13 protein-coding genes and 2 pseudogenes are annotated in these 20,735 nt (G+C 70.0%); 9 read left to right on the top strand and 6 right to left on the bottom strand.

Translation table 11 applies throughout. The features are described 5' to 3' along the window. Positions 1–64: 64 nt before the first annotated feature. From MW084_RS24205 to MW084_RS24180, 6 genes and pseudogenes are all read left to right on the top strand, one after another. Entirely contained in the window at positions 65–4,822 is a 4,758-nt protein-coding gene (locus MW084_RS24205) for a hypothetical protein (protein ID WP_275563780.1), read from the top strand. Between the two features lie 535 nt (positions 4,823–5,357). After that, positions 5,358–6,104, top strand: coding sequence for a TnsA-like heteromeric transposase endonuclease subunit (locus MW084_RS24200; RefSeq protein WP_255113637.1), 747 nt, complete (start codon positions 5,358–5,360; stop codon positions 6,102–6,104). Beyond that, positions 6,092–8,485: a transposase gene (locus tag MW084_RS24195; RefSeq protein ID WP_275563779.1), complete on the top strand. Its 2,394-nt coding sequence runs from the start codon at positions 6,092–6,094 to the stop codon at positions 8,483–8,485. Before MW084_RS24200 ends, MW084_RS24195 begins: the two co-directional genes overlap by 13 nt. 109 nt (positions 8,486–8,594) lie before the next feature. Continuing rightward, a pseudogene (locus MW084_RS24395) lies at positions 8,595–9,425 on the top strand (ATP-binding protein); the annotation flags it as partial. Positions 9,426–10,132: 707 nt separating this feature from the next. Further along, the gene (locus MW084_RS24185; protein ID WP_158684330.1) at positions 10,133–11,062 is read left to right on the top strand and encodes a hypothetical protein; all 930 of its coding nucleotides are present in this window, start codon (positions 10,133–10,135) and stop codon (positions 11,060–11,062) included. A gap of 129 nt (positions 11,063–11,191) precedes the next feature. Beyond that, the gene (locus MW084_RS24180; protein ID WP_010471341.1) at positions 11,192–12,157 is read left to right on the top strand and encodes a hypothetical protein; all 966 of its coding nucleotides are present in this window, start codon (positions 11,192–11,194) and stop codon (positions 12,155–12,157) included. 496 nt (positions 12,158–12,653) lie between these two features. Here the strand turns inward: MW084_RS24180 and tpg are convergent, their stop codons facing one another. The 3 genes and pseudogenes from tpg to MW084_RS24165 form a co-directional block, all read right to left on the bottom strand. After that, on the bottom strand, positions 12,654–13,244 hold the full coding sequence (tpg, locus tag MW084_RS24175; protein ID WP_010471337.1) for a telomere-protecting terminal protein Tpg: 591 nt from the start codon (positions 13,242–13,244) through the stop codon (positions 12,654–12,656). 141 nt (positions 13,245–13,385) lie between these two features. Next, positions 13,386–14,510, bottom strand: a pseudogene (locus MW084_RS24170) (MFS transporter); the annotation flags it as partial. A 140-nt stretch (positions 14,511–14,650) separates the two neighbouring features. Then, positions 14,651–16,057 (bottom strand): NAD(P)-binding domain-containing protein, encoded by a 1,407-nt coding sequence (locus tag MW084_RS24165; RefSeq protein WP_010474062.1) that lies wholly within the window; start codon positions 16,055–16,057, stop codon positions 14,651–14,653. Positions 16,058–16,167: 110 nt separating this feature from the next. Between MW084_RS24165 and MW084_RS24160 the strand changes: the two genes are divergently transcribed. From MW084_RS24160 to MW084_RS24150, 3 genes are read left to right on the top strand one after another with little or no spacing between them, the layout of a single operon-like run. Further along, entirely contained in the window at positions 16,168–17,229 is a 1,062-nt protein-coding gene (locus tag MW084_RS24160) for a flavin-containing monooxygenase (RefSeq protein ID WP_010474060.1), read from the top strand. 42 nt (positions 17,230–17,271) lie between these two features. After that, positions 17,272–17,646, top strand: coding sequence for an ArsR/SmtB family transcription factor (locus MW084_RS24155; RefSeq protein WP_029553763.1), 375 nt, complete (start codon positions 17,272–17,274; stop codon positions 17,644–17,646). Positions 17,647–17,671: 25 nt separating this feature from the next. Then, a complete protein-coding gene (locus tag MW084_RS24150) occupies positions 17,672–18,178 on the top strand; it encodes a GNAT family N-acetyltransferase (RefSeq protein WP_029553762.1) in 507 nt (168 codons plus the stop codon). Positions 18,179–18,182: 4 nt separating this feature from the next. Here MW084_RS24150 and MW084_RS24145 read toward each other — a convergent pair whose 3' ends face one another. From MW084_RS24145 to MW084_RS24135, 3 genes are read right to left on the bottom strand one after another with little or no spacing between them, the layout of a single operon-like run. Beyond that, positions 18,183–19,241 carry an ArsO family NAD(P)H-dependent flavin-containing monooxygenase gene (locus tag MW084_RS24145; protein WP_029553761.1) on the bottom strand — a complete coding sequence of 353 codons (1,059 nt, stop codon included), beginning with the start codon at positions 19,239–19,241 and terminating at the stop codon, positions 18,183–18,185. Then, complete coding sequence (arsB, locus tag MW084_RS24140; RefSeq protein ID WP_010474053.1) at positions 19,238–20,356, bottom strand: ACR3 family arsenite efflux transporter; 1,119 nt, start codon at positions 20,354–20,356, stop codon at positions 19,238–19,240. Before arsB ends, MW084_RS24145 begins: the two co-directional genes overlap by 4 nt. Then, positions 20,353–20,661: an ArsR/SmtB family transcription factor gene (locus MW084_RS24135; RefSeq protein ID WP_010474051.1), complete on the bottom strand. Its 309-nt coding sequence runs from the start codon at positions 20,659–20,661 to the stop codon at positions 20,353–20,355. Before MW084_RS24135 ends, arsB begins: the two co-directional genes overlap by 4 nt. Positions 20,662–20,735: the final 74 nt, after the last annotated feature.

The following is a 20,735-nucleotide window of genomic DNA, read 5'->3' as shown; positions in this document are numbered from 1 at the left end:
CCAGGTCAAGTTCGTCCACAGCCTCGACGACCTCCTCCCCCAGGCGAGGAAGAGTGCGGCGACGGTGGGCGAGAACATCGCCAACCGGAAGATTGTCCGTCTAGAGTTCCTCACCCCCTTCGACCTCCCCGACCCCACCCCATTCACCCCGGCGGGCAAGCCGCGTGAAGGCGCACGGGACAGGTGGAACAGGAACATCGCCTCGTGGAAGGAGACGCTGCCCGGTCTCGCTGATGTCGACATCCGCTACGTCGGTGGCGGCGAGCTGCTGGACCGGTTGGGCCGACCGGGAAATGAAGGGCGCCTGTGGTTCTTCTTCGAAAGGCGCGCGCTGGGCAGCGACTGGCTCAAGGAGGAGCTCGCGCTGGCTGAGCGTCTGGCTGAGTCGCGCTACACCCCCGAGCATCATGTGCCGTTGCCGCTGGCCCAGGTGGCCGACGCGTGTGCGCTGCCCGCGGAGTTCGTGCGACAGAGCACCCAAAGGGCCCGGGACCTGCAAGGCCATATCGAAGCATTCCTCACCCAGCTGACACGGTGGGACAGCACCCATCCCTCCTCACCCAGCAGCCCGGCACACCAGGAGCTGTCGCGGTGGGTGCAGTCGTGGACGCTTGCGATACGGGAGGGCGCACAAGAGGCCGTTGATGACCTCTCCGCCGCGTCTGCGCTATCCGGGTTCCCTGCCGAGGAGACAGCCGCTGTCGCTGAGGACATGGTGCGCCTGCTGGATGACTTCGCGCAGCTGGCCGACCGGTTCGTCACGCACTCCCGGAACGCCGAGGCTTCCGCTTCGCCTGCGATGCCGGGGCAGAAGCGGCCGGCCTGGAAGGGCATCGAGGAGCTGGCCGAGGGCCCTCTGGCTCGTGCCCACAGCGCCTGCGAACGGATGACGGCGCTGATGCGGGACACGGCGGCCCAGGCGGCACAGAAGGGGATGTGGCTGCTGAAGGGATCCGCCGGGCAAGGCAAGACGCATCTGCTGGTCGACGCCGCACGCAGGGCCGTGGACGCCGGCCGGCCGGCGCTGGTGGTGTTCGGCCAGGAGCTCAGCGGGCGCGATGCGTTGACTGAGATCGCGAAAAAACGCGGACTGGGCGCGATCGCCGAGCGGGACTTCCTTCAGGCGATGGACGCCGCGGGAGCCGCCAGCAACTGCCGCTTCCTGTTGATCATCGACGCGCTCAACGACGCCGACGATGCCACGCGCTGGAAGAGCGAGCTGCTCGCCCTGCAGGGGCGCATCGCCGCGTTCCGGCACATCGCCCTGGTGGTGTCCTGCCGCTCGACCTTTACACCCCTGGTCGTTCCCGACGGTTTCGAGGGCCCCGTCTCGGACCACCCCGGTTTCGCCGGCCGGGAGATGGAGGGCCTCGAGAGCTACCTCAAGGGAGACGCTGCGGCTCTTCCCAACACGCCCCTGCTCTCCTCGGTCTTCACCAACCCTTTGTTCGTGAAGCTGTACGCGGACGGTCTGAGCAGGAGCCGAAGCCGCGGTTCGACCGACACCGCCGGGCAGGCCCGTGACCGCAGCACCGTCTTCGACGCCTACGTCGAGCACCGGGCCGAGGTGATCTGTGCGCGCCTCGGCCTGGATCCGCTGACCCGGCCGGTCCACCGGGCGGTGGACGCCCTGGCCGCGCACATGGCCGCCGCCGGGGTGTCCGTGCTGGGCCGTGCACAGGCCCGTGACGTGGTCGACGCGTACGCGCCCGCGGCCGCGAAGTGGCCGGACACCATGCTCGGGGAACTGCTCCTTCAGGGCATCGTGTCGAACGAGCGGACCTACCGGGCCGAGGAGGAGACGGGTATCGGTTTCCCATACCAGGCATTCGGCGATGACCGCATCGTGCGGTCGGTGTTCGCTTCCCACCAGGGCGAGATCGACCGCTTGCGTGAGGGCCGGGAACTGGGCGAGGACTCTGCGTTGCGGGCCTGGCTGGCTGCGGCCGCCCCGAACTATCAGGAGGCCGCCTCGATTCTGCTGCCCGAGCAGACGGGGACGGAACTCATCGATCTTCTGGCCTCCCCTCCCCCGACGCCGGCCGAGGAAGGCAGGCCCGCGGGCCGGGCGGAGGTGCGCAGCCGTCAGCTGGCCCGGAGCTTTGTGACCACTCTCCCGCTGCGCAGCACCCGCAGCGTCAACGAGCGCACCGTCGACCTCCTCAACGAGACGGCAGCCCGTCACGGACGTGTCGGCGATGTTCTGGAGGCCGTGGTGGCGGTCACCGCGGAGCCGGGGCACCTGCTCAACGCCGACCGTCTTCACGCGAAGCTGGCGAAGATGCCGCGGCCCGAGCGTGACGCGTGGTGGGGCATCGAGACGTACAACCTGCTGGGGGACGTCACCGCGCTGCACCGGCTGCTGCGCTGGGCCGAGCAGTACCCCACGCCGCCCCATCTGCGCCCGGCCTCGCGCCCTGCGCGGCCCCGTCTGGGCCTGCGAGAACGCCTGCAGGCGCAGGCGTCGGGTCCAGCGCAGAAGGAGGCTGTCCGCCTGGCGGCCACGACACTGGTGTGGACGTTGACGTCGTCCAACCGGTTTCTGCGGGACCGGGCGACGAAGGGACTCGTGCAGCTGCTCCTGGGGCACGGGGACGTTCTGGAGTCCTTGCTGGACAGGTTCCTCGATGAGGACGTGGAGAAGGTCGACGACCCCTATCTCTTCGAGCGCCTGGTGTGGGTCGCCTACGGGGTGGTGGGCCGGTGCGGGCAGGGCGAGGAGCAGGATGCGCTGGTGGGCAGGATCGCCCGGCGGCTCATCGATCGCCTCTATGGGGACGTCGGTTCGCCTGCCCATGCCTCACGCAACGCGCTGCTGTGCGATGCGGCCACGCGCCTGGTCACCCTGGCGCACGGGGCCGGATGCCTGACCGATGAGGAGGCAGCCGCGGTCCGGCATCCGCACGCCTGTGCCGAGCTCGGGCCGGTGCCTGCGCAGGAAGAGCTCGATGCGCTCTTCCCCCGGACAGAGCAGCCGGAGTCGTCATGGGGGACGGTCCGGTCTTCCCTGTCGTCGCTGGGCGACTTCGCGCGCTACGAGATCGAGCCCGCGGTCCACCACTTCAGCATGCTGCCGTTGTCCTGCGACTATCCCGGCCGGCCGTCGTGGGAGCGGAGGGATGATCCGGTCGTGGTGGACCCCGCGGGCATCCCGGCTTTCGCCGAGAGCCTCCCGCACGACGTAAGGGCCGCTTTGAGCACGCCGGAAGCAGTCGCGCAGCTCCTCGCCGGCGGGGAGGGGAGGCAGGTCCTGGAGCAGGATCAGTACGCGCTGCTGCAGGGCTGCCAGGTGCCGCCGCCCGAGGACGAACGCCTCGCGCGGGACCGCGTGGATGCCGAATGGGCGTCGCGCTGGGTTTTGGGCCGCGTCGCCGAACTGGGCTGGTCGCCCGAGCTCTATGCCGAGTTCGACACCTACCGGCGTCGTCTGCCCAGCTCCCGTCTGTCTCACAAGGGTGAGCGGATGGGCAAGAAGTACCAGTGGATGGCTCTGCACGAACTCGTAGAACGCCTGGCGAATCATCACCATCCTCACCGGACCAGTGAGCAGGACCCTGCCGCATATCCCGGTGCGGCACAGCTGTTGCTGCTCGACATCGATCCCTCCCTGCCTCCGGCCCCGCATCCGTTCTCCGTCATGGACGACGACACCAGCCCCGACGAAGCCGACAACGCCACGTTCGCGCCCGCGGATCCCTCGCACCCCCTGGCGCCTGTCGTGCCGGCCCTGCCGGACGACGACGGCGCGGCCGACTGGATTAATGCCGCGGACCATCTGCCTGGTCTTGAGGAGCTGGGCCTCAGGATCGACGGTGAGGGCAGGCAGTGGATCGTGCTCCACGAGCAGGCCACGGACGACCACGACGGCAGAGGCTGGAGCGCCGGCCGGGGCCAGGCCGAGCAGTGGCACCACCTCTACAGCTGGATCGTGCCCGACCAGCAGTTCACCGGCCTGCTCGCATGGCTTGAGGGCCGCCCCTGGACGAACCGGCTGATGCCCGAGGGCCCCGACCGTCACAGTCTGCTTCTGGCTGACTTCCCCACACCTCCCGGCCCCTGGACCGATCCCGAACCCGATACCTGGCAGGTGGCCACGTTCGTCTACGAAGAGGACGACCCCGTCCAGGAAGCGGAACCCGCCTCGGACAGCCTGCCTGACCTTGGCAGCGACGAGGAATCCGATGACGATACGCAGGCGCCGGATCCCAACCCTGACCCGAGCGAGATCGGCGACCTCTACACCCGCTGGCGTGAGCAGCAGACGCGAAGGAGGGCGGAGAGGCTCACCGATCTCGCGCGGCGGTGGGCGGACGGCCCCCTCGAGGACGACGACGAGTGGGCGGAGCGTCTGCTCACCACGCCGCGGGGCCGGCACGACCGCGCCACGGATACCGCCGGCAAGCCCGTGACGGCCATCCCGACCGACCAGACCTACCAGTGGAGCGGACAGGGACCGGACTGTTCGCTGAATACCTCCGTTTATGTGACTCTGCTCAACGACCCGCTGCTGAGAGGGGCCGGACTCCGACGCGACCCCGACCAGCCCCACTGGTACGACGCCGACGGGCTGCTGCGGGTGCAGCACCTGACGTGGGTCCGTCCCAGCGGCAAGGCCAGCAGCCTGCTGGTCTGCCGGCAATGGCTCGAGCAGCAGCTCAAGCGCCTTGGCTGCGACCTGGTCCACGCTCTGCGCGGAGAACGGCAGACGCTGTCTGAGCACCCCCGCTACTGGAGAGAGTTCAGCCAGTTCAGCGGCCACAGCGCGCAGGGATATCGGACTGCGGGAACGCCCATCACCGCCCTGAAGAAGAGCTTCCGGTAGGAGTGCGGGGCCCAGCGGGCAGGTGTCTGCTCGCTGGGCCCCGCCCCTGTGGCGCCGGGGCGCTTCGACGTGGCTGGACGTCCCGCCATATCCGCGGTGCGGCATAGGGGTGCAGGGGTTGCCTTGCCCGGGCAGGCGGCAGCGAGGTCTCTTGTACAGCGGGCCGACTGCGGGCCGGGGTAGCCGAGGCGGCCTCCTTCTGAGCGGCAGGATCGCTCCTTGTGCGTAGGCGTGTAGGTCACGGGGGCAGCCAACGGCAGCACACACTGGCATGTTCACCCTTTCGGGCGTATCGGGCCGCCGGGCAATCCTGTGCGCACCGGCGCGGAGCACTATGGCTGCCTGGGCTTTTGCGGTACTTCCAGCCGTCAGAAGAGGGGCAGGGCAAGGGCGTGTTGCGAACCTGTCGGTCCTCGCCTGCTCCGTCGTGGTCGGCAGAAAGCCGACCGGGATGGGGGCGCGCCACCCGTATGGCGCCCGGGCGGCGGGTGCAGGAAGAGCCGGCGGGACACGTACGCGGCGGGCGGTGGTCTGCGTGAGCGCGGCGGCGTCCTCTGGTGGGCCGCTGGACAAGCAGGCGGGTCCAGGCGTCGTGGCGCTGTGCCGCGAGCCGTACGGGCCGGTGCGCGCGTGCCGCGCGACAGCGCTGCGTGGGTTGGCCCTGGAGGAGTTCGGGCCGGTGAGCGAGCCGGTGCCGTACCGGGGCCGCAAGGGCATCATCACGTACTGGCCGATCGCGACGCGGGAGCAGACGGTGGTGTGCGGCAGCCTGCGGCAGTGGCGGCTGGCTATGGAGCTCGACTTCGAGCCGCAGTGGGTGGCGTTCAGCGCCGGCCCTGTGGAACTGAGGTGGCGGGCCGGTGGGCGCGAGCGCCGCTGGCGGCCGGATTTCGTGGCTCGCAGAGCCGATGGGGTACGTGAAGTGCTGGTACTGAAGCCGCCCGGCAAGCAGGACGTGCCTGCGTCGAAATCTCAGATGCTTGCGGAGGTGGCCCGGGAGGCCGGCTGGCGGGTACTGCAGGTCCGCGAGCCCTCGGGGGTCCGTGGACGGAACCTGGCCTGGTTGGCCGGCTACCGGTTTGCCTCGGGCGAGGAAGAGGGCCGCGGGCGGGTTCTGCTGGAGGCTTTCAGGTCGCCGAGGGGGCTGCGGGAGGGGGTGGCGGCAAGCGGACTGGACAAGCTGTCGGGCCTCGACCTTGCTTATCGGCTGCTGTGGCAGCGGCGGCTGCTGTTCGACGGCAAGCGGCCGCTGCTGCCCGATGCCGAGGTGTGGACAGCCTGAAGGCCGGAGAGAGACGCGTGGCGATGACGGGCAAGGGCGGGCGTGCACAGTCGCTGTCCATCGGGGCGCTGGTGCGCTGGCAGGGGCAGGAGTGGGAGGTGGCGGAGTGGCGGGGGCCTTTGGTCACGCTGGTGGGGCAGAACGGCGAGGAGCCCCCTCGCGCGGTGTCGTACCGGTGGCTGGTGGGAGCGGACGACTTCGCCGTTCTCACCAGTGGTGCGGTGCAGGCGACGGACGGAGCGGCTCTCAGGGCGACGGGGCCGCGGGAGGGACGGGAGGAGGAGGCCGCCCTCTGGCAGGCGCGCATGGTGGAGATCGACACCGGTGTGGCGCCGGGCTGCAGCGAGCGTGCGCAGGGGTTCGGGCCGGAGACGACGCTGGCCCAGAGGTGTGCTGCCATGTCGGCGCGGATGGCGGGCGAGGGGCTGCGCTACTCCGCCCACACTCTCGCTGACAAGCGGCGTAAGTGGAAAGCGGCCGGGGAGAATCCGGTCGTTCTGCTGCCTGCAGCGCGGGAACGACGGCCGGGAGGGTTCACCGATCGGCGCTGTCTGACCGCCATGCAGGACGTGGTGGCGCGGCGCGCGAACGATTCGGACGTGACCATCGACCTGATCCGCGAAGAGGTCGAGGACCTGCTGCACGCGCGCCATGGCAAAGAGCTCGGCGGTCGGGTGGCCGTGGCGGCTCTGTTGCCTTCCCGGTCCACGTTCTATCTGCGGATGAAAGAGTCCGGGCTGGCTGATGTCCTGGACCTTCCGACGCGCGGCCGTGCCGCTCTGGCCTCCACTCCGCCGCTGCCTCATGGCGGGCGTGAGGTTGTGCTGCGGCCGGGGCAGGTGATGCAGGTCGACACGACACCGCTGCGGGTCCTGGCCCGCGGCGACAACGGCCGGCCCACCGCCACGGAGCTGACCACGCTGATCGACGTGGCCAGCCACAGTCAATGCGCGCTGATGATCACCCCCAGCCGTCCCAGGGACGCCGAGACCGGGCAGGCCGGCCAGGCGACCCGCGCGATCGACCTGACCTTGATGCTGGCCCAGGCTTTCGCGCCCTGGCCCGTCATGCCCGGCTGGGACCCTCTCAGCGCGGCCGCCACCTCGAGTCTGCCGTTCGAAGCGCTGGCGGCGGCGGATGAACGATTCACGGAGGCGACCGCCGCCCGCCCGGTCATCCGTCCCGAACTGATCATCTACGACCACGGCAGCCCCTATGTGAGCGAACACTTCACCGAGGTCTGCGACCGGCTGCGTATCGCCCGCCGTCCCGCACGCAAGAGGACCGCGTCCGACAAACCGCTCGCCGAGCGTTTCTTCATCACCCTCGCGGTCCGCTTCAGCCAGTACATTCGGCACGGCTGGCAGGGCCGCAGCCACAGAAAACGTGGCCGCGGCATCGACCGCATGCCGCTGTTCACCATCGCGGAGCTTCAGCAGATGGCCCAGGAATGGGTGGCGCTGGAGTACCAGCAGAACCCGCACTCGGGGCTGCGTGATCCGTTCCGCCCGGGCATCATGCTGTCCCCCAACGACATGTATGCCGTCCAGGTGGCCCGCAGCGGCTACCGTGCCGTACCGCTCTCCCCTGCCGAGAACCGCTTCTTCCTGCTGGCTCGGTGGGTCACTCCGGGCAAGGGCGGATTCATGATCAACCGCCGGACGTATCAGCCTGTCGCGCAGGACGCCGGGCATTACCGGGAGATCCTCCTGCGAGGCGGGTCGAAGCTGCCCGGCCGAGGCGGCCAGTGGGAGTGCCGCTTCAATCCCTACCGTCCTGAGCGGGTGTGGCTGTACGACCACACGACGGACACTTGGGTGACCTGCGATTTCCGGCTGCGGCACCTGCTGACCGATCCGTGGACTGCGGACATGTGGCGCGAACACGCAGAGCAGCACCTCGTATCCGGCGACAGCAAGCAGGGCGAGGAAGCCGTCGCCCTGTCCCTGGCGCAGCGCGACCGGCGGCGGCGCTCCTCGAAGCCGCCGCCCAAGCGCACCGGGAAAGAACCGATCTTCCAGGGACTGGAGCTGGAGACCGAGGAACCATCCCGGGATCCCTACGCGGAGCTGGAGGAGTTCGATCTGTCGACGCTGCGGCCCTATCCGGCACAGCCCATCTCTCCCTGGTCACCTCCGGCCGCGGACGCTCTGGCGGCGCTGCCCGCAGGCGCAGGTGGCACGGAGGCGTCGCAGGATGGGGAGGTCCCGCATCCGCTGGCAGCGCTCTTCTCCGACGACGAAGGCGACGACCCTGCGGACGGCGCCGTGGACGAAGAGCCGGACGATGTCTACGAGGTCGTCGAGGCGGAGCTCGTCGACTACGTCGATCCAGATGGTGATGTCGGTGACGAGAGCGAGGGCGAGGCGTGGAAGGCGTAGACGACCTGCGGGAGCAGTGCGCAACCCGTCAGCCGGCGCCCGGGGCAGGACGTCCGGCTGCGGGTCGGTCTGTCGGTACGAGGCCGGACCGCGTTGAGAGAGAAGTGTGATGAAGGCATCCGTCGAACTACGCAACAAGCGGGAAGCACGCCTGCGCCAGCAGCTGCAGGACACCCCCATGCGGCCCCTGCCTCTGTTCCAGCTCACCGGCTGGACCCACTTCGTCGACGAGAATGTGGTCCCGCCCGCACTGGCGCCGAACAGTCCACCCGCCGCGGACAGGAAGGAGGATGAACAGGCCATCGCCTACCACCGGCATCTGCGCATGGTGCCCACCGACGCGATGACCCACATGCAGGAGATGGTCGTCAAGGCGGTCCATGGCAACAGCGGGCGCCGTGACGGGCTGATGGACCACGTCATCGACGGCCCCTCGGGCACAGGCAAGACGTGCCTGCTGCGGGCGATTGGACGCACCGCCCAACGAGAGATCGAATCCGCCATGGGCGGCAGGCAGGCGAACACCATCCCGGTCGTGCACATCACCACCCCCGCCGACCCCGAACCAAGGGTGAACTGGATCTGGGAACTCGGCTCCTACCTGGGACTCAACCCCGAGCCGAAAAGCCTGGCAGAGGTTCTGGAGATGCGCCGCCACCAGGACGTGACCCTGCCGGTCAACTACGTCCTGGAGAGCGCACAGACCCGCCTGCTCCTCATCGACGACATCGACCGCGCCTCCCCCCAGCATCTCGCCAACGTCCTCCCCTACTTCGACTACCTGCGCAACAAGCTGGGCATTTCGCTCATCTTCTGCGGCACCGGCGCCAGCGACCGTCTGCACCAGGCCCGCATCCTGGCCCAGGACCTCACACGGGTCAGCGAGGAGAACAGGGTCCGGCTCGAACAGGCGGGACAGCCCGCCGAGCCCGTCTCCCCCNNCCCCACCGCCCTGCTGCCGGTGACCTGGCTGCACCCCCTGCCCCTGGGCACCAAAGCCGAGGAACAGGAGCTGTTCCGGCGCGTGCTGACGAGCTTCGAGGCGGACCTGAGCCTGCACCGGCTGGAAAAGAACGCCCTGAGCCAGCACGCCGCCGAACTCCACCGGCGTACCGGCGGCTACTTCAAAGCCCTCACCTACGTCATCTCCACCGCCGCCGTCCTCGCGATCCAAAGCGGCAGTGAGAACATCACCATGAAGGAGATCGACGCCGCGACAGCACAGCTCGGCTGAGCCGCCCCGCGGCGCTCCCGCAGACGCTGAAGGTCTGCCGCCGGTCGGGTGCCACTGCCGCTGGGCTTCTGCGGTACGAGTAGGTTTCCGGCTGGTCACCGCCAAGAGCCGCCTGGCGGTTCTTGGCGGCCACCGCCCCGTGGGGGTATCGAGACCGCGCTGGCCGGATGGGTTGAGACACTCTCGCTCTGTCCCCCATCTTTGTGAGGCTGCTGCGTGTTTCCCCAGTTCCACCGGCGCAAGGGCGGTGCTGCCGAGCTCGGTGCGGCGGCACCGGGCGAGCGTGGCCCCTTCGGCGTCTTCCCGGCGCGGACGAGAAGGACGTCGAAGAGACGTACAGGCCTGCTCTGGACCGGTAGCTGAGAGGTGCAGGCGAGAGGCATCCCGTGCGAATGTGGCTTGACCGGCCGGATGTGCCGATCTTCCTGGTGAACCTTGATGTTCTGGAAGGGATGCTGGACGCTCTGGACTCGGCTGCTGGCGGTGACACCAGGTGGGCAGCAAAGCGCCGGGAGTTCGCCAGCCTCACGTCCATGGGGCAGTTCCTGGAGATGCGGAGTGAGTTCGCTGTCGCATGTGCTCTGGCGTCCGCCGGTATCAAGTATGAGCTGGGGAAACCGGGCGAGCCCAATCCCGACTTCCTCATCTTGCCGACCGACGGTGGCGCCAGTCCGGTAGCGGGCGTGGAGGTGGTGTCCGCGCCCCCGCCGGGGATCAACGAGCTGTCCGAGCGCATCGTGGAAGAGCTCCAGCCGCACAGTGGCCTTGGCGTCCATATGGTCTTCAGCCGCTACCCCAGCAGGCTGAGGTCCGCTGTCGTGGATGAGGTGATCGCCGCGGTCCATGACCAGGCATCACCCGTGGCCGTCGGCGGGAGCCCGGAACCGGTGGTGATCGACGTCGGTGACGTCGTGATCAACGCCGGGCCGCTGACCGTCACTGTTCACGTACGGGAGAGCGAGGAGTGGCTGGGGTGGGAAGTCGCAGGCGCCGACCTCACCGGCCCTATGTCCTCCGCTCTCTACGCCGCGGTCACAGCCGGGCGCAGCCCGGCCAAGGCCGCGCAGGGAAGGTCCCTCGACGGCGTGCCCGTACTCCTGCTGGTCGACCTTTCCCGCTACGGAGCGGCATGGATGCGTTCCGACTGGGTCTGGGCAGGTGCTCTGGCCGCCTCCGAGGAGGTGACAGCCGACTACCCCTTTGCCGGCATCGGTGTGTTCCAGCAGAGGCTGGGGAGTTCTGCCGTTGTCGGTATGGGTGTCGGGCTCTCACCGCATCTCGGTTCTGAGTCCCGACAGGCGGCGGAGGAACTGTGCGACGCTCTGGGCTGGGCCCGCTCCTGACCGCCCCGAGCCTGGCGGCCGCGTTGCTGCACCTGTGAGGCCTGCCCTGGGTGCACACGCTCAGCCAGGTCCCAGGACGATGAGAGCACCAACTACCTGCAAGAACGCCAACCACGTGGGAGGGGACCTATGAGCAGTCGTGGTGACATGCATTTCCCGGTCATCATCAACGGGCTCGACTACCTGCACAGCTCGGTCAGTTCGCTGGCCGACGAGCCGGAGGGCCGCGCGCTGAAGTACGCCGTGCTGCACCTGCAGTTCGCGGCCGAGACGCTGTTCAAGGCACGCCTGGAGCAGCACGATCCGGCCCTCGTGTGGGTGAAGCCGGAGAAGTTCGACGAACGGCTGCACCGCCAGGGCGACTTCAAAAGCGTCGGGACGAAGGATGCGCTTGAACGACTGCGTGACATGGCGAAGATCGCGGACCCGATCGACCCGGATCATGCGGCCCTGAAGGCCTTGGTCGACCTGCGTAACCGTCTCACCCACTTCGGGGCCACCGACACCGCCGTTGCCGTGGAAGCACGAGCCATCCCTGTCCTTGACCTGCTGCTGACGTTCATCGACGAGGAACTGCTGCCCCACGACAACAGCGACGTGGCCGCAGAGGCATGGGAGCTGATGGAGAGCATCAGACCGCTCGTCGGCCGGATCCACGGGCTGGTGAACCACCGCCTGGGCCCCCTGGGCGAGAAACTCGGGCCCGTCGGCGGCCATACACTGCGGTGCCTGTCCTGCGGCCACTTCGCGGCGCTCGTGACCGGCGGTGATGAGCGTCCTGTGGGATGCCTGCTGTGCGGGAAGACCTACGACGACATTCCGGACGCGGTCGAGGCCTACGGCATCGGGAACTTCTACGAAGCCATCACACAAGGCGGAGAACCGCCGGCTTACGAGTGCTCCGAATGCTCCACCGGGCAGGCATGCGTCGTACCAGTACCGACAGCTGAAGAGCCTGACGGGCAGGTGCTGATGTGCCTGTGGGGCGTGCACCCCGTCGAGGGAGTGTGCGGCGACTGTCAGCGTGGGGCCGACTTCGCACTCGACATCGGAATGTGCAGCGACTGCACCGGCAACGCCTACGCACAGTTCTGAAGGGCACCGGGGCGGTTCTGGCTACACGGCAGCTCGTCGAATCGACCTATCAGCCAGTTGCGGCCCCGAAGGTCCCGCCGACAAGGCGGACATCTCACGGCCGCCCCTCGGCGTCATCGCTCGCAAAGACCTCGCAGTCCCGTCCTCCTGGCTCGAAGTCCCGCCAACGGCGTCGCATCGCACTCTCTCCAGTCGCCACACACGGCTGCGGTACACCGTCGGGCCGACTCCTGGCGCCGCCCGCCACACCGGCCCTGACCAGCAGGAATCGCCCCGCCCACCTCCGCAGCGTAAATAGAATCCCGTACTGATCACTACATTCCGAGACAGCTACTAAACGTGCACTTCAGAGCTCATCCAGCCCATCAACACTTCCCATAGGCCACCTCAAAGGCGCCTGAACCAGTCCCGAAACGATCACTAGACCACCAGCTCAGACAACCCATCGATCTGGTGATCGTCGGCAGATTCATCACAGGTCTTGAATTCGGCCGGGTCAGAACCGGAATTCTATGGACTGGACGTGCGTGAAATCCGCGCGCAGGCCAGCGGCGCGGGTGCCCCATTCTGTGAAATACGACTCGGTGATGGCCTCCGCGACGATCGGATGCAGCTCCTCCTCCGTCGCTCCGGCCTCCTGGAGTTCGAGGATCTGCTTCGCGTAGGTGGGTGAGATCGCCGTGGTGATCTGGCGCTCGCGGCCGTCGTCCGAACTGCCTTTGCCGGTGAACCCGAAGTAGGCCGTCACGTCCACCATCATGCCGCTGGAGGTAGCTGCCTGCTCGCGTGCTTGCGCTCTGACCTGCGGTTGCCACTCGGATTCCGTCTCCTCCACCAAGGCGGCTTGGAGGCGCTTCTGCGGGGTCGTCAGCTTCCCGGCGCGGTAGCGCTCCACCGTGCGGCGCGAGACGCCCAGGCGCTCCGCCAGGGCCTGCGTCGACCCCTTCACCCGCGTGAGGAGGAATTTCACCTGAGCCTTTGCGGATTTCGGCGCGGGCCGGGTGAACACCTTCCGCTCCGCCCGCGCGAGGGCCTCCAGGACCTTGCCGCGGCGCGGGGCAGGCTGCTGCTGCTCGTGATCGTTCATGCGACCAGTCGGCCATGGGGCGCCTGTGGACAGAGGCCGGTGCCCGTGCAGGCCGCGCCGATCGTCGGCGTCCCTGTGACCTCGCAGCTCAGTTGGCAAATCAGCACGCTTGTTGCAAACGTTGCTGATGTTGCTGCGTGGTTACTCTGCGGAGTGATCGCGGCTGTCGTCAGAGTCGCGGGATCGGCGGCGTACAGCGCTGATGGCTGTCCACGGTGCGATGAGCGCGGCGACCGCGGAGACGGCGGCCAGGACGCAGAAGAGCGGTCCGTAGCTGCCGAGCGGCACGGCCAGGGCGGCGCCGGCGAAGGGTGCGAGGGCTACCGCTGTGGTGGCTGGTGCTGCGAGGAGTCCGGAGAGGCGGCCATAGTGGGTTGCGCCCCAGCGGTCGGTGATGGCGGTGGCCTGGAGCAGGGTGAGGTTGCCGCGGACCATGCCGGCCACGATCGCCACGGCGATGAGCAGGCCGTACGGGCCGGGCGCGGCGGCGAAGGCGGCGGTGGTCAGCCCGCCGAGCGCGATCAGGATCGTGGTGCGGGTCGTGGCGGTGGTGCGGCGGGCGAGGGCTGCGTACAGGGTGCGACCGAGGGTCTGTCCGGCGCCGCCGATGCCGAGGGCCCAGGCTGCCTGGCTGGTGGTGTACCCGCGCTCCAGCAGGAGCGGGACGAGGGCGACGACGACGGCGTACATCGCGAAACCCGAGAGGGTAAAGGCGGCGGCGAGCAGGAGGAACGGCCGGCTGCGCCCGACGCCCTCAGTTCCCTCGGCCTTGTGTGCCGGGCTGGTTGGGGCGTCGGGCCAGGGTGCACGCAGGGCCAGGGCGTGGGCGGGGATGGTGACGGCGGCGAGGATGGCGGCAAGCACGAGGTAGGTGTGGCGCCAGGACAGGTGGCCAGCGAGGGCCGCGGTCAGGGGTGCGAAGACGGTGGAGGCGAGCCCGCCGGCGAGGGTGACGATGGTCAGGGCGCGCACGTGGTCGGGGGCCCACCAGCGGGTGAGCGCGGCGAACGCGGGCTGGTAGAAGGTGGCCGCCATCGCGAGCCCGGCCAGCGTCCAACCGACGAAGAAGACGGGGAGGTTGGGGGCCGCGGCCACGATCAGCAGGCTGATGACGCCGAGCATGGAGCCGACGGTCATGACGGTGCGGGGGCCGCGCTGGTCGAGGATGCGGCCGACGCGGATTCCGGCGAGGGCGGAGACGACGAGAGCGAGGGAGAACGCCGCGGTGGTCGCCCCGGCCGGCCAGCCGGTCGCGGCGGTGATCTGGGGGTTGAGGACGGGGAACGCGTAGTAGACGATGCCCCAGCTCACAATCTGCGTGGCGCAGAGGGCGGGCAGCGCGGCGCGGGGCCGCGACCGGTCCCCTGTTCCGGTCGCGGCCCCACGCGCAGGGGTGCCCAGGCTGGTCACGAGCCGCAGCAGCCGCCCGCCGGTGCCTCCTCGGCAGCCGCCGCGCCGACTGTGGCGGGGGCTCCGAGCTGGACGAGCTGCGGCGCGGGCGCGCAGCAGCCACTACCGTCGCCCTGAGCGGCGTCGGGGGCGTCGAATAGGCCGGCGCCGCCGCATACTCCGGTCTCGGGCAAGGTCAGTTCCACGCGGTCGGCGGAGGCGAGGTCGCCGGCGATCGCGGCGGCGACGGAGCGGACCTGCTCGTAGCCGGTCATCGCCAGGAAGGTCGGGGCGCGGCCGTAGGACTTCATGCCGACCAGGTACACGCCCTGCTCGGGGTGGGAGAGCTCGCGGTGGCCGTGCGGGTAGACGGTGCCGCAGGAGTGCTGGTTGGGGTCGATCAGCGGAGCGAGCTCGACCGGGGCCTGGAGGCGTTCGTCGAGGCCCAGGCGCAGCTCGTCGAGGAAGGACAGGTCGGGGCGGAAGCCGGTCAGCACGATGACCTCGTCGACCGGGTCCAGGCGGCGCCCGTCCTCGCCGACCAGGACGAGGCGGCCGTCGGTGTCGCGTTCGATCGCTTCGGTGCGGAAGCCGGTGACGGCGTCCGCGTGGCCCTCGTCGACGGCGGCCTTGGCCGCCAAGCCCAGGGCGCCGCGGGCGGGGAGCTGGTCGGCTTCGCCGCCGCCGAAGGTGGAGCCCGAGATGCCGCGGCGCAGGATCCACACGCCCTTCGTGCCCGAGCCGTCGTCGGACTTGGCCAGGTCGGCGAGGTAGGCGAGTGCGGTGAACGCGGAGGCGCCGGAGCCGATCACGGCGGTGCGCTTGCCCGCGTACCGGGCCCGGACGGCGGGGTCCTTCAGGTCCGGAACGCGGTAGGTGATCCGGTCCGCAGCGGCCTTCTCACCGAGCGCGGGCAGTCCGCTGCCGCCGGCCGGGCTGGGCGTGGCCCAGGTGCCGGAGGCGTCGATGACGGCGCGGGCGAAGAGGCGCTCCTCACGGCCATCGGTGTGGGCGACGTGCACGACGAACGGCTGGGCCTCGCGGTCGGCGTCCACGATCCGGTCCCGGCCGGTGCGGGAGACGCCGGTGACGCGCGCGCCGGTGCGGACGCGGTCGCCGAGGACGTCGGCGAGCGGCTGCAGGTAGAGGTCGGCCCAGTCGCCGCCGGAGGGGTAGGTGGCCGGGTCGGGGCGGGTCCATCCGGTGGGGGCCAGGAGCTTGTCGGCGGCCGGGTCGACGACCTCGCCCCAGGTGGAGAACAGCCGCACGTGCGCCCACTCGCGCACCGCGGCGCCAGCGGTAGGCCCGGCCTCCAGGACCAGGGGCTCGATGCCCTGGTCGACCAGGTGGGCGGCGGCGGCCAGACCGGCGGGGCCGGCCCCGATCACGACGACGGGCAGCTCGGTGGTGGCGGGCGCGTTCACGGCGACTCCTTGCATGGTTCGACATCTGTCGATGGCTTGCGCGGCCCAGCATGACACCTGTATTGATGAGCGTCAACATAGACATTCATCGAAGCCAAGGGGATTCGCTGATGGAGCACATCGACGTCGCCGTCATCGGCGGCGGCCAGTCCGGCCTCGCCACCGCCCATGCGCTGCTGCGGCGCGGGCTGCGGCCGGTGGTGCTGGAGGCATCCGACCGTGCGGCCGGGTCGTGGCCGCACTACTACGACAGCCTCACGCTGTTCTCGCCCGCCCGGTACAGCTCCCTGCCCGGGATGCCGTTCCCCGGCGCCGACCGCGACCGCTACCCGCACCGCGACGAGGTCGTCGCCTACCTCACCGCCTACGCCGGCCGCCTGGACGCCGAGATCGCCACCGGCTGCCGCGTCAGCGCGGTCCACTGCACCGGAGACGGCTTCGCGGTGGAGCTGGAGGGCGGCGGCCGGCTGTCCGCGCGGGCCGTCGTCGCGGCCTCCGGGACATTCGGCCACCCGCACCGGCCCGCGCTGCCGGGCCTTCAGGAGTTCACCGGGCAGGTGCTGCACGCCGCCGACTACCGCAGTCCGGCCCCCTTCGCCGGTCGCCGGGTGGTCGTGGTCGGGGCCGGGAACTCCGCGGTGCAGATCGCCGCCGAGCTCGCCGAGACCGCACGGGTCACGCTCGCCACCCGCGGGCCGGTGAAGTTCGCAGCCCAGCGCGTCCTCGGTCGCGACTTGCACTTCTGGACGGCCCACACCGGCCTGGACACCGCGCCCCTCGGCCGGTTCCTTGCGCGCCCGCCGGCGCAGCCGGTCCTCGATGATGGCCGTTACCGGGCTGCCCTTGCCGCCGGGCGGCCCGAGCGGCGAGAGATGTTCACCGGCGCCGACGGGGCCAAGCTCGTCTGGCCGGACGGGCAGCGGGAGGAGGTGGACGCGATCGTGCTCGCCACCGGTTACCGCCCCGACCTGCCCTACCTCGCCGGCCTCGACGGCGCTCTCGACGCCGAAGGGGACCCCCGGCACCGCGAAGGGATCGCCACCGGGGTGCCGAGGCTGGCGTTCGTCGGGCTGGAATGGCAGCGCAGCCTGTCGTCGAACTCACTGCGCGGTGTGGGCCGGGACGCGGAGCGCATCGCCCGGCGTCTGGCCGCCCACCTCGCAGGCCGGTGACGGAACTCCCCGCACTGGTTCGACATGTGTCAACATAGACGCATGTCGAATGCGAAGGTGCTGCCGCTGCTCGAGCCCGCCGACGGCCAAGGTGTGGTGCCGTGCTGCCCGCCGCTGACCGAGCGCCCGATGACCGCCGAGGAGGCCGAGACGGCCGCGCGGATGTTCAAGGCCCTCGGTGACCCGGTCCGGCTGCGGCTGTTCTCCGCGGTGGCCTCGCACGAGGGCGGGGAGGCGTGCGTGTGCGACATCTCCGACGTCGGCGTCTCCCAGCCCACAGTGTCCCACCACCTGAAGAAGCTCAAGGAGGCCGGGCTGCTCACCTCCGAGCGGCGCGGCACCTGGGTCTACTACCGGGTCGAGCCGTCGGTGCTCGCCGCGATGGGCAAGCTGCTGACGATGCCGACCGCGGCCTGACCGGGACGGGGAGGGGGACGTCGTGGTGAGCGGATCTGCGAGCGCGGTGATCGTGCCGCTGGCACCGGAACACGCGGGGCAGGTGCTGGCTATCTACCAGGCGGGGATCGACGAGGGGAACGCCACCTTCGAGACCGTCGCGCCGACCTGGGAGGCGTTCGATGCGGCGAAGCTGCCCGAGCACCGCTTCGCCGCGCTCGACGAGAGCGGGGCGGTGCTGGGCTGGGTGGCCGCGAGCCGGGTCTCCGACCGGTGCGCGTACGCGGGGGTGGTCGAGCACTCCGTCTACGTCCACCCGGCTGCCCGCGGCCGCGGCGTCGCCTCCGCGCTGCTGAAGGCTCTGGTGGACTCCACGGAACGGGCCGGGATCTGGACGATCCAGTCGGGGATCTTCCCCGAGAACACCGCCAGCCTCGCTGTTCACCAGCGGGCCGGCTTCCGTGTCATCGGCACGCGGGAGCGGATCGGGCGCCATCACGGCGTCTGGCGCGACGTCGTCCTTGTCGAGCGCCGCAGCCCCGCCATCAGCTGACCGGTCACGACAGGCTGGCGATCGCGCGGACAGCGTCGCGAGCGGTGCGGCCGACGCCGATGAGAGTGGCCGAGGCCGGGCCGGTCCAGTCGCCGTAGCCGAGCAGGTGCAGCCGCGGCTCACCCAGGGCGCGCGTGCCGTCGGTGGGAATGCGGCCGCGCGGGCCGCGCAGGTTCAGCGGGGCAAGGTGGGCCAGGGCCGGGCGAAAGCCGGTGCACCAGATCACCGCATCCTCGTCGCTCTGGCTGCCGTCAGCCCACCGGACACCGGTTGCCGAGAGATCAGCGAACATCGGCTTCGCGGTCAGGAGCCCGGCGTCGCGGGCCGCGCGGACGGGCGGCACGGCCACGATGTCGCCGAGGGAGGCGACCCCGCCGGTGTCGCTGCCGCCGGCGTCCAGGGCGCGGCGGCGGGCGGTGGCGACATCGAACAGGGCCCGGCCGTCGATGTCGTCCGGCAGGAACCGCGGCGGCCGCTGGGTCACCCACGTCACTTCGACACGGCCGTCCAGGGCGAGGTCGGCGGCGATCTGGGCGCCGGAGTTGCCGCCGCCGACCACGATGACGCGCTGTCCGGCGAAGTCGGCCGGACAGCGGTAGTTCACCGTGTGCAGCTGCCGCCCGGTGAAGACGGATCTGCCGGGGACGGCGGGCAGGAACGGCCGCGACCAGCTGCCGGTCGCGCTGATGACCGCACGGGCCCGCCACGTGCCGGTGTCCGCCTCGACCAGGAGCCGGTCCGCGTCGCGGCGTACTGCGTCCACGCGGGTGCCGTGCTGGACGGGCAGGTCGTAGCGCTTCTCGTAGTCGGTCAGGTAGTCCACCACGTGCCCCGCGCCCGGGTACGTCTCGCCCGCTTGGGCGGGCATGAGGCGGCCGGGCAGCGAGGAGTGCTCGGCCGGGGAGAACAGGTGCAGCGAGTTCCACATGTGCTGCCATGCCCCGCCCGGCGCCGCCCCCTCGTCCAGGATCACGAAGTCCAGACCCTGGCGGCGCAGGTGGTAGCCGGCGGCGAGTCCTGCCTGGCCGCCGCCGACCACCACCACATCCGTGTGCTGCGTCACGGGGCCGTCGTCACCGCGCCCGGGGCGAACTTCCGTCGCCAGGCGAGCGCGACGTAGACCAGGCCGATCAGCACCGGGACCTCGATGAGCGGGCCGACGACGCCGGACAGGGCCTGGCCGGAGGTGACGCCGAAGGTGGCGATGGCGACCGCGATGGCCAGCTCGAAGTTGTTGCCCGCCGCGGTGAAGGCGAGGGTCGTGGTGCGGTCGTAGGCCAGGCCCAGGCCCTTGCCGAGCAGGAAGGTGCCGAAGAACATGACCGCGAAGTACACCAGCAGCGGCAGCGCGATGCGGGCCACGTCCAGCGGCTGCGAGGTGATCGTCTTCCCCTGCAAGGCGAAGAGGATGACGATCGTGAACAGCAGCCCGTACAAGGCCCACGGGCCGATCTTCGGCAGGAACTTCGCCTCGTAGTCGGTACGGCCCAGCTTCTGCTCGCCGATCCGGCGGGTCAGGAAGCCGGCCAGCAGCGGGATGCCGAGGAAGATGACGACGTTCAGCGCGATGTGCCACACGGACACGTCCAGGCCCTGGCCGTCGCCGAGGTTCATCCAGCGCGGCAGCAGATCGAGGTAGAACCAGCCCAGCAGGCCGAACGCGAGGACCTGAAAGACGGAGTTCAGGGCGACCAGGACAGCGGCGGCCTCGCGGTCGCCGCAGGCGAGGTCGTTCCAGATGATGACCATGGCGATGCAGCGGGCCAGGCCGACGATGATCAGGCCGGTGCGGTACTCGGGCAGGTCCGGCAGGAAGATCCACGCCAGGGCGAACATCACCGCCGGGCCGACAATCCAGTTGATGACCAGCGAGGAGATCAGCAACTTGCGGTCACTGGTCACCCGGTCGAGCCGGTCGTAGCGGACCTTGGCGAGGACCGGGTACATCATCACGAGCAGGCCGAGCGCGATCGGCAGGGAGATCCCGCCGATCTCGATCTTCGCGAGCGCGTCATTCATCCCCGGGATCAGGCGACCCAGGCCCAGGCCGACGGCCATGGCCAGCAGGATCCACACCGCGAGGTAGCGGTCGAGGGTGGAGAGCTTCTTGACGATCGAGTCGTCCCCGGCCGGGCCGGCGCCTTCGGTGGAGGCGGTGGTGGGCTCGGTGGAGGTCACGGGCAGGCCCTCTTGTTCTCGGAAGCGGTGCGGGCGGAGGCGGCCAGCTCGGCGAACTGCTCGGACAGGCCGGCCAGGATCTCGGGCTTGAGCTTGTAGTAGGTGAAGCGGCCGCAGGGCTCGGTCTCCACGATCCCGGCCTCGCGCAGCACCTTCATGTGGTTGGACAGGTTGGTCTGCTTGGCTCCGGTCTCCTCGACCAGGTGCGTCGTGCAGAGCGTCTCGCGCGCCAGCAGGGTCACGATCTGAAGGCGGAGCGGATCGCCCAGCACCCGGATCACATCAGGATCGACTGAAGTCAGCATGCACTGATACTCTCACATCATCGCCCGCTGATACCAGCGGGGGCTGAAGTCATTGGCGGCTGGGTTCCGCCATG

It is taken from the genome of Streptomyces sudanensis, assembly GCF_023614315.1.
In the GTDB taxonomy this organism is placed as follows: Bacteria; Actinomycetota; Actinomycetes; order Streptomycetales; family Streptomycetaceae; genus Streptomyces; species Streptomyces sudanensis.
Note: the sequence above shows the minus strand (reverse complement) of the source record. Positions and strands in the feature narration are given on the sequence as shown.